This window comes from Chitinophaga sp. (genome assembly GCF_036569185.1).
GTDB lineage: Bacteria > Bacteroidota > Bacteroidia > Chitinophagales > Chitinophagaceae > Chitinophaga.
Map to the genome: position 1 here is coordinate 1 of NZ_DATCRD010000165.1, position 9,803 is coordinate 9,803.

The 9,803-nt window shown below is 44.2% G+C and carries 10 protein-coding genes; 8 read left to right on the forward strand and 2 right to left on the reverse strand.

Annotation, left to right across the window (positions count from 1 at the left end):
* Positions 1–428: 428 nt before the first annotated feature.
* From VIM72_RS12405 to VIM72_RS12420, 4 genes are all read left to right on the forward strand, one after another.
* Complete coding sequence (locus VIM72_RS12405; protein WP_332003149.1) at positions 429–875, forward strand: hypothetical protein; 447 nt, start codon at positions 429–431, stop codon at positions 873–875.
* Positions 876–1,527: 652 nt separating this feature from the next.
* The gene (locus VIM72_RS12410; RefSeq protein WP_332003150.1) at positions 1,528–1,971 is read left to right on the forward strand and encodes a tetratricopeptide repeat protein; all 444 of its coding nucleotides are present in this window, start codon (positions 1,528–1,530) and stop codon (positions 1,969–1,971) included.
* Positions 1,972–2,569: 598 nt separating this feature from the next.
* Positions 2,570–3,457: a glycoside hydrolase family 43 protein gene (locus VIM72_RS12415; RefSeq protein WP_332003151.1), complete on the forward strand. Its 888-nt coding sequence runs from the start codon at positions 2,570–2,572 to the stop codon at positions 3,455–3,457.
* A 17-nt stretch (positions 3,458–3,474) separates the two neighbouring features.
* Positions 3,475–3,966 (forward strand): PPC domain-containing DNA-binding protein, encoded by a 492-nt coding sequence (locus VIM72_RS12420; protein WP_332003152.1) that lies wholly within the window; start codon positions 3,475–3,477, stop codon positions 3,964–3,966.
* Between the two features lie 4 nt (positions 3,967–3,970).
* On the opposite strand, the gene VIM72_RS12425 is transcribed toward VIM72_RS12420, so the two are convergent.
* Positions 3,971–4,687 carry a 3-keto-5-aminohexanoate cleavage protein gene (locus tag VIM72_RS12425; RefSeq protein WP_332003153.1) on the reverse strand — a complete coding sequence of 239 codons (717 nt, stop codon included), beginning with the start codon at positions 4,685–4,687 and terminating at the stop codon, positions 3,971–3,973.
* A gap of 248 nt (positions 4,688–4,935) precedes the next feature.
* Positions 4,936–5,742, reverse strand: coding sequence for a M48 family metallopeptidase (locus VIM72_RS12430; protein ID WP_332003154.1), 807 nt, complete (start codon positions 5,740–5,742; stop codon positions 4,936–4,938).
* Positions 5,743–5,908: 166 nt separating this feature from the next.
* Here VIM72_RS12430 and VIM72_RS12435 point away from each other — a divergent pair, with 166 nt between their 5' ends.
* The 4 genes from VIM72_RS12435 to VIM72_RS12450 all read left to right on the forward strand — a co-directional run.
* Complete coding sequence (locus tag VIM72_RS12435) at positions 5,909–6,193, forward strand: DUF3817 domain-containing protein (protein WP_332003155.1); 285 nt, start codon at positions 5,909–5,911, stop codon at positions 6,191–6,193.
* A 70-nt stretch (positions 6,194–6,263) separates the two neighbouring features.
* On the forward strand, positions 6,264–8,549 hold the full coding sequence (locus VIM72_RS12440; protein WP_332003156.1) for a GH92 family glycosyl hydrolase: 2,286 nt from the start codon (positions 6,264–6,266) through the stop codon (positions 8,547–8,549).
* A gap of 86 nt (positions 8,550–8,635) precedes the next feature.
* On the forward strand, positions 8,636–9,262 hold the full coding sequence (locus VIM72_RS12445; protein WP_332003157.1) for an RNA polymerase sigma-70 factor: 627 nt from the start codon (positions 8,636–8,638) through the stop codon (positions 9,260–9,262).
* Positions 9,263–9,290: 28 nt separating this feature from the next.
* A partial coding sequence (locus VIM72_RS12450; RefSeq protein WP_332003158.1) for a FecR domain-containing protein occupies positions 9,291–9,803 on the forward strand: 513 nt, incomplete at its 3' end.

The window sequence follows — 9,803 nt, forward strand, 5'->3', positions numbered from 1 at the left end:
TTCTGGAGGCCTCTTTTAAGGCTTTTTTCTTCGGTTTTTTGGTTTGTTGTGCTCAATGTCTGTTATGGTGGATAAGGCTGCAATTTGAGGTAATTTTGGCAGAAAAGGAGTATTGGGGTAAATTTTCCGGTGGGGAGGGGGAAGCGGGAGTACTTCTTGATTACTTCCTGGTTGCTTAGGACACGTTTATGTGTAGTACTTACCATACACTTACCATATTGTACCCATACACGGTCTTGTCCTTGGAAATAGCGGTTATATTTTGAGTCTTCTATATAGCAGTTCCCCTCTCGCATAGAGGGGGATTTTATTTTGGGATATTTTATAGTTTAAATATTTATCATAAATTAGATGATGTAGTATAGCCTCCAGTACTTTGAAATAGAAACTTAATATGGCGCATATATTTATCCAGTTAGATCAAAGTGATGCATAAAAATAACGAAATATTTAAAATTGTGTACCTCCCTCAGGAGAGTGAAATAATTTTTAATGCAAAATATGAAACACCTGTTTCATTGCATTCAGACTTATACAGTAAGCTGTTAACCCATATTGATATTAATGAGTGGAAATGTTTGTATGAAAAGGCTTATAGAGATTGGCTGAATGATGTTAGCGATGCTGTTTGTAATATACATGATCCAGTTAATATGTTGATGATTGCAGCGTTGATTCAACTTAATGAGACATTGCCTGACCGGCGTCTCTATTATTGGTTTGACGTGGACAGAACTTATAATGAAGGGTTTACCTGGAAATACTGCCCTATTTCAGGAAAAGAGTTAATTCTTTTAGGAGATGGGTATCCTAAAAAAAATTATTTTATATCACCTGAATACCCACTTGTATTCCCTATTTATGAGGACTGCTAGGCCGCCACAGAAGTAACCGGTGAAGGTTCATTTAATTGATGAAGGCAGCAGGCCAGATATTTTTACTAAAAACATGAAAGCTACTAATTGTACTTCGGAGAAATATGGAAAGTATCTATTAGAGGTTATTTTTGCAGGCCAAAAAATATTATACAGTTTTTGGAGCAGATTTTACGGAGAATGAAACAGATAAGTTATTGGTTGATGTTAATGGTAAAATGCTCCCCTGGTTTACTCACCTAATGATTTGTTATTGTCAATTTTAAAGGGTACTTCTTTTTTTGATATTGAAAGACCATATTCGATAATCAATTTTGACGGCTTGTTGCAGTGCTCATTAAATTTAAAAGGCATTGAGTTATTAAAAGACATCTATGACGCGATAGGCATTGCAGAAGGTTATGCAAATCAGGTGCTTGATGAGGATTTGATAGCTCTTTTGACGAACAATACTTTGTTATAATTTAAAGACGACCTGGCAGGCTGCTTTACCTGGTCTGATACTAATGCGTTCAAAATATCTGTTGATATTAATATTTTACACCTTTCATCAAAAGAACTTTAGGCAAAATTGAAAGAAAAGCTTGTATTTGCCGGTAGCAAGCTGGAAAAATGATAGCATCCTAACTTAACCTACTGAAAACAGGAATATATGGCAAAGGGAAATATTCTATTACGAAAAGCCTTCAATGAAATGCAGAAGAAATCCCCAGACTTACAGATTTCCTTTGATTTTCTGCAGCAATCTGCCAGTCTGGGAAATGCAGGGGCACGTTATGCTCTCGGCACATGGTACCTGCATGGGACATACGTGAAAAAAAATCCGGCTTTAGCGGTTGAATATTTTTTGAACTCTATAGAAGATAACTATAGTAGTGCCTATTTTGATCTGGCTGTTTGCTATGAAAATGGAAGTGGAGTTAGAAAAAACTATAAAAGAGCATTTGAGTGCTATCTGAATGCGGCATTAACTGGTGATCAGCAGGCAATATATGAAGTAGGAAGATGTTACTACTATGGAATTGGTACCCCGAAAAATGAAAGAATTGCTAATATTTGGATTACACAGGCAAGGGAAAAAGGAATAAAAGAATAACAAACCTGTTTCTTTACACCAGAAGAGATTTTGATAATATTAAGAAAAGCCCGCAATAATCTAGTATGCTAATTTTCATAAGTCTTTATCAGATTACAATAGGCATTGTCAGTTTATTTTCATTAACCCGATCGCTTATAGAAGCCCGTCGGGATATGACAAATGGCCGGTTATATATCGCGATTTTAATAGTCATTTTTCTGATATATTATGTATATACCAATTTTTGTATCCTGTTCAGAAGAACGATCAGGAAAACCGATTTATTGTTTAATATCTGGATGAACTTTATCCAGATCGTGCAATTGGGATTGTTAAGTGTTTCCTTTAAAATAATACTGGGGATGGAAGTAGCACCTTTCCTGTTGTATAGCGAGAAGTTCGGTTTTGGAGTTAAATATGATATTTTTAGTCTTAGGTTTAATTTGTCTTACGACAGCAGTCAACATGATTTGATAGTTGGAATTAATATTATTCCATTAATCATTTTTTTGATACTCAATGCCCGGTATAATAAAAAAGAAACAGGAAGTAATATGGCAAAGTGAGTGACATTACCCCCAATGGCACAATTATCGCTCTCCTCCCAAAAAAAAACATGCAATCCGCCAATCCCATCATCCGCCATAAATTCACCGCCGACCCTACCGCGCTGGTCCATAATGATACAGTATATCTGTACACCGGCCACGATGAAGCGCCGCCAGGCACTGAAGCATATATAATGAATGATTGGCTGTGCTTTTCATCAGGCAATCTCGTGGAATGGACAGAACATCCTGTGCCGTTGAAAGCCACTGATTTCTCATGGGCAAGTGGCAATGCCTACGCCTCAAAAGTAATAGCCCATAACGGTAAGTTTTACTGGTATGTAGCGGTAGCGCATGCTTCTATTAAAGGATCTGCTATTGGCGTAGCAGAATCGGAAAGCCCGGCCGGGCCGTTTAAAGATGCCCGGGGATCAGCGCTGGTTACCCTGGATATGTTGCCTTCCCATGTGCATGAAAAAGCTAACCTTGATCCAACTGTAATGGTGGATGATAACGGACAGGCATACATTTTCTGGGGCAATAAACAATGCTTTTATGCCAGGCTGAAAAGTAACCTGTTGGAGCTGGATGGCCCCATAAATAAATTAGATTTGCCGGGATTTGAAGAAGGCGCTCATATACATTATCGCAATGGCTGGTATTATCTTTCCTATGGTTACCACATGCCCGAAAAAGTAGCTTATGCCATGAGCCGCAGTATAGAAGGCCCCTGGGAGTTTAAAGGAATACTGAATGAGCTGGCAGGAAACTGTGAAACAAATCGGCCGGCAATTATTGATTTCAAAGGCAGGTCTTATTTTTTTTATCATAATGGCGGGTTGAAGAACGGCGGCAGCCACAGGCGTTCTGTATGTATAGACTATCTCCATTATAACCCTGATGGCACTATGCAACGGGTAATAATGACTTCAGAAGGCGTACAGATGGCATGTTAAATGCGGTGCATGTTGTTATGAAAACAACATACATCTTACTCTTCAACTTATTTTTCATGGCCACCGCTATTGCGCAGGACACTACCCGCTACATTAAAACCAGCACCGGTTACCTGATGGTGCTCAGGCAGGGAGATGATATTTTTAAACAGCTGGAAGCCTTCGCTGAAAAGGAAAAGATCCCTTCAGCCAGTTTCAGCGGATTTGGATTTGTGAATGTTACTTTCGGTTATTTTAACCGGGATACAAAGAAATATGAGCCTAAGGATTTTAATAATATGGAGCTGTCCGGTATGAACGGGTCCATTGCATGGCAGAAAGGAAAGGTATCGCTGCATACGCATGGAACCGTTACCGGTAAGGATTTTAGCGCCTTCGGAGGGCATATACTTGGTGGTACCGTGGGCACAGGGTCGCTGGAGATCACCATCATTGTACATCCGCAACGGCTGGAACGGGTGTTTGAAGAACCGCTGGGCGCCAATGTGCTGAGCCTGGAGGAGAAATAAACACTTAAGCACTTTGGTGAAACGCCGCTTTTATCAACGCTTCATTGCTTTCCGCAACAGCGCCGGATGGATCATGTAAGGTATCTTCAAATCCTATCCGCAGGTCGTAGCCCTTATATTTGGCTACTTCCAGCAGTTCCCAGCAGGTGTTATCCACACCATGCAGCACTACCGTTTGATGAGGAAGTTTATCCGTTAGTTTATCTTCAATAGCTTTTACGGTGGCCAGGGCGGCGTGCTGTTCCTGTTCCTCCGGCTCAATCAGCAGGCGGAAGCATTCTTTCAACAGATCCCTGCTGATGAAGTTTTCCAGCGCCTGTGCACTGTTCAGCCCTGCTTCCACACCAATTTGTTTCTCAAGTATTGCCTGTACCACCTGTTCAAACCCGGGTTCATGCCCGTTTACGGATACAAAATTGGGCAGTATTTCCCATTGCCGGATCAGCTCCAATCGTTTGCTGATGTCTGGTTCCATCCATGCGCCGGTACTGATGCCTACAGGGATATCAGGTACGGCTGCCTTTACGGCTTTAACCTGTTCATTTACGAAGGCTGCTTCCAGTGTTTCTTTGCCATTGTGGTCACGTACATGGAAATGGATGGCGCCGGCGCCGGCCAATACCGCGTTTTTGGCGGCGACTACAAGCTCTTCTGTGGTGATGGGGATGTTGGGATGGTCGGCTTTGGACCTTGAACCGTTTAATGCTGCTTCTATAAACATAATCCTGGCTTTTTGGAATTTACTGCATAAATGATACCTGTACGAGGAATAGCTGTTGCCATGGAAAAGCAGGAAGAGTATTGTGGAAGAGTTTGAGCAGATTGCCGGTTTTTTTCCATGTTGTGGGTAACAGCAGGTGTACAGCGAGCTTCAGGCCAGGTACCACCAGGTATATTGTATTCTTTAAAAAAAAATATAGCCAGGAAGGATATCTATTGATCCCGCCTGGCTATATCTTCATAAAAAAATTATTTCGCAGCTACAACCGGCTTTTCAAAGCCATCTTTCTTTGCTTTCTCTGCCATGGTGTTCATTCTTTTCTCTGTATCAGGGTGAGAAGAGAATAACTGGGAGCCTTTCTTTTTACCGCCGCCATTTTCCTGCGATGCTTTCCACAACTTTTCAAAAGCCATAGACATGCCCCACGGATTCAGTTTTGCGGCTTTCAGGAATTCATAACCATAGTTATCTGCCTGGCTTTCCTGGTTACGGGAATAAGCGGAATTGGCAACTGCCTCTCCTAAATCGCCCAGCTGCGAATCACTCAGGGCGCCCGCGGTACCGCCTTGTGAAGAAACCCCATCTTTCAATGCGGAGGTCATCAGCGCTGTTTTAAACGCATCTTTGGAATCCTTGTTTTTTACATGGCCAATTTCATGTCCTATTACACCCATCACTTCATCATCGGTCATGGTTTGTAATAAGCCGGCACACACGCGCACACTGCCATCTGCACAGGCAAAGGCGTTAATGTCCCTTACCAGGTATACTTTAAAATTGAGATTCATACCCTCATAACCGGTTACAGGGTCGGTCAGTTTTTTCAGGCGCTGTGCCATCGGATCATCGGAAGGAGCTACAGGGTTGTGCTCATCCATCCACTGGATATACTCTTTGGTATACCTGATCACATCATCGTCGCTAAGCGTGGCAGCTTTTACTGCTTTGGCGCCGGCGCCCAGCGTTTTAGTGTTTAATTTTAATTGTGCATTTGAGGTCAGAGCAAATGACAGGCTTACAGCGCATACGAAGCCGAATCGTGCGTAAACAGACATAAATAAAGGTTTTTATTTTTGAAAAGGGTTAAACTGTTTGATGATTGCATTCATTTCACGCCGCGAATATAATTATTGTTATGATTCCGCACAAAGAATTTTAGATTAAATATAGTCCCTGACTTACCTTTGGGCAATTATTTTAACAGGGAATTATTTTTTTGAAATGATAAACTTATATCGTAAAACAGCATTGATCGAAGGGATTTCCTATCTCATTTTATTATTCATAGCAATGCCGATGAAATACCTGTTCTCTTTTCCTGAACCGGTAAAATACTTTGGATGGGCACACGGTCTTTTATTTATCCTGTTTGTTGTTTTACTTTTTGCCTGCTGGATAAAATACAGATGGAGCCTTCTCCGGGTGACCGGCTTTTTCCTGGGTTCCCTGTTACCTTTTGTGCCATTTATATTTGAAAAGAGATTAAAGAAAGAATACGGCAGCTGATAATAAAATTCCCTGCCAATGGCGGTAACCGGCGCTGTGGGTGTCTTGTTGTAAAGCAGATCTATACACAATGCAGTTACCACGTATCAGCAACACCCGCCGGTTGTTCACGATTTTATTTTGCAGTTCCACGATAGCGGCAGCCCAGCAAAAAGAGCTGGTATCCTATGCCAATACCTTACAAGGTACCAATTCTGAGTTTGCACTCAGCAATGGTAATACCCATCCCTCTACGGCGCTGCCTTTCGGCATGCATGCCTGGTCCGCACAAACGGGTAAAAACGGCGATGGCTGGAAATACCAGTATAAAGCAAATACCATCAGGGGCTTTCAACAAACGCACCAGTGCAGCCCATGGGTAGGCGACTATGCAGTGTTCAGCCTCATGCCGGTTACCGGGAAACTTACTGTAGGAGAAGAGGAACGCGCCTCTGCGTTCAGTCATGCCAATGAAATAGCCCGGCCGGATTACTACAAGGTAACTTTCGATAATTACATTACTACCGAATTATCGCCCACGGAAAGAGGTGCTCACCTGCGCTTTTCCTTTCCGGCCAGAAAGCCGGCTTACGTGGTGCTGGACGGATACAACGCATTAAGCGGTGTACAAATATTCCCGGCTGAAAGAAAGATCACCGGTTACGTCACCAACGGCCGCTTTATTCCAAAAGGCTTTAAGAACTATTTCGTTATCGTGTTCGATCAGCCCTTTGAAGCCAGCGGTACCTGGGAAAATATAAATAACCGGGTTTTTGCTGATAGCCTGTCGGCAGAAGGAAAAGGCGCCGGCGCATATATCCGTTTTAAAAACGGCGCCACCGTGCAGGCAAGGGTGGCTTCTTCCTATATCAGCCCGGAACAGGCGGAGCTTACCTGGCAGCAGGAGCTTAAATCCTTTACGAAGCTGGAACAAACAAAAGCGGCGGCTACAAAAGTATGGAATACCCTGTTTGGCAGGGTGCTGCCAGAAGGCGGATCAGAAAAAGATAAAGCCACTTTTTATTCCTGCCTGTTTCGCGCCAATCTTTTCTCACATATCTTTTTTGAATACAACAGCAAAGGCGAACCTTATTATTACAGCCCTTACGACGGCAAAGTGCATAACGGTTATATGTACACTGATAATGGCTTCTGGGATACTTTCCGCGCGCAGTTCCCATTAAACACCATCCTGCACCCCACTATGGAAGGGCGTTATATGCAGGCGCTGCTGGATGCACAGCAACAATGCGGCTGGTTCCCGGCCTGGTCGTTTCCCGGTGAAACAGGCGGTATGCTGGGCAACCACGCTATCTCCCTCTTAACCGATGCCTGGGTGAAAGGTATCCGGACCTTCGACCCCAAAAAAGCGCTGGACGCTTACTTTCATGAAGCCATGAACAAAGGCCCCTGGGGCGGCGCCAATGGCCGCGCAGGATGGAAGGAATATTACCAGCTGGGCTATGTGAGCTTCCCGGAATCGCATGGCAGCACCTCGCAAACACTGGAATATGCATACGACGATTTCTGCGGTTACCAGCTGGCGAAGCTCACCGGCAATAATTTTTATCAATATGTTTTTGGTCGAACCATGTATAATTACAGGAACCAGTACGATTCCGTGACCGGGTTTATGCGCGGCCGTAAGCTGGATGGCAGCTGGCTGGAAAACTTTGATCCCTATGAATGGGGCGGCCCTTACACCGAAGGAAATGCCTGGCACTGGCAATGGTCGGTGTTCCACGATATACAAGGCCTTATCCGCCTGATGGGAGGCGATGCGCCTTTTATTACAAAGCTGGATTCCGTATTCAGCGCGCCCAATAAAGTGAACGTAGGCTGGTACAAACAAATGATCCACGAAATGACAGAAATGGTGAATGCCAATATGGGCCAGTATGCGCATGGTAACCAGCCAATACAGCATATGATTTACCTCTACAATTACGCAGGGCAGCCCTGGAAAACACAGGCGCATGTACGGAAGGTGATGGAAAAATTATACAGCGCAGACGAAAATGGATATCCGGGAGATGAAGACCAGGGCCAGATGTCGTCGTGGTACGTAATGAGCGCCATGGGTTTCTATCCGGTATGTCCTGGTACGGATCAATATGTGATTGGCAGCCCCCTGTTCCCGAAGATGACCATAACACTTGAAAACGGGAAGCAATTTGTAGTGGAAGCCCGCAACAACAGCCCGGAGAATGTATATATACAATCAGCTACGCTCAACGGCAAACCCTGGCCGCATAACTGGCTGCGCCATGCCGATATTGTAAACGGCGGGGTGCTTCACCTGGAAATGGGCAACCAACCGGCGGTTAACCGGGGCACTGCCAATGAGGATAAACCTTTTTCACTGAGCAGCCGCTGAAAACGCGGCTGCCGGTAATTTTCGTACCGGCATTAAGAAAATAGTGGCGAAACGATTAAATTAGCCCGTAGTTCGAATTGATGCCGATGCGAAAAGATTTTTCCACGTATACAGATGAAGAGTTGTTCCTGCTGGTGAAGCAGGGGCACAAAGACGCGTTTGAGGATATCTACAAACGCTTCTGGCAGGAGTTACTGGACGCCGCCTACCGGCGTGTAAAAGTGCAGGAAGCAGCCATGGAGCTTGTTCAAAACCTTTTGGTAGACCTTTACCTGAAAAGAGATACCATTTCCCTTAATACTTCGCTTCGTAATTACCTGCACACCTCACTAAAAAACAGGGTACTGAATAATATACGCTCACAACTGGTGCGTAACACTTACCAGCAGCATGTGCTGAATGATAGTAGCCTTTACCAGCCGGATGCTGCCAGCACCCTTCAACTGAAGGAACTGCAGCGGCACATCGATGAATCCTGTGCCAGCATGCCGGAAAAATGCCGCGAAGTATTTTACCTGAGCAGGAGAGAGCAGCTTTCCTACCAGCATATTGCCAGGCAGCTTAATATTTCGGTGAATACAGTGGAGAAGCATATGGTAAAAGCCCTGAAAATATTACGCTCGCATCTGAAACAATACCATTATTTCCTGTTCTGGTGCCTGGTATCGCTGTTGCTGTTGTGCGGGCAAATTTCAAACTATTTTGCCCGATAATGGCGGTAAGCCATTTTTCAGGTGTCTAATGTTAGAGAGACTTATGGATATGAATAACACCCGGTTAAAAGAATTATTGGATAAATACCTGGACGGTACTGCCACTGATAAAGAAATCAGTGAAGTAGACAGTTGGTACAGGTCTTTCGAAAATGATCCGGGCCTCACTTCCCAATTCAGCCCGGAGCAACGTACCGCGCTGGAGCAACTGATCTTCCTGCGCATCAGCCGCCAGGTGGAGGATGCCGCACCACGGATGAAAGTGAGCCATAGGTCTGTTCGCTGGTTGGTGGCCGCTACGGTGGCTTTACTCATTGCCGCAGGAGGTTTTTACCTGGCCCACGAACGCAGTGCCGGGACTCAGATTGCAAAAGCAATGGTAACGGAGCAAACGGGGGGGAATGGCATTAAAAAGATCACCCTGCCGGATGGAAGCCTGGTATGGCTGAATGTAGACAGTAAGGTGAAATATGATGAACATAAAGCCCGGGAAATATGGCTGGAGGGAGAAGGATATTTTGAAGTAACCTCCCGTCAGAAC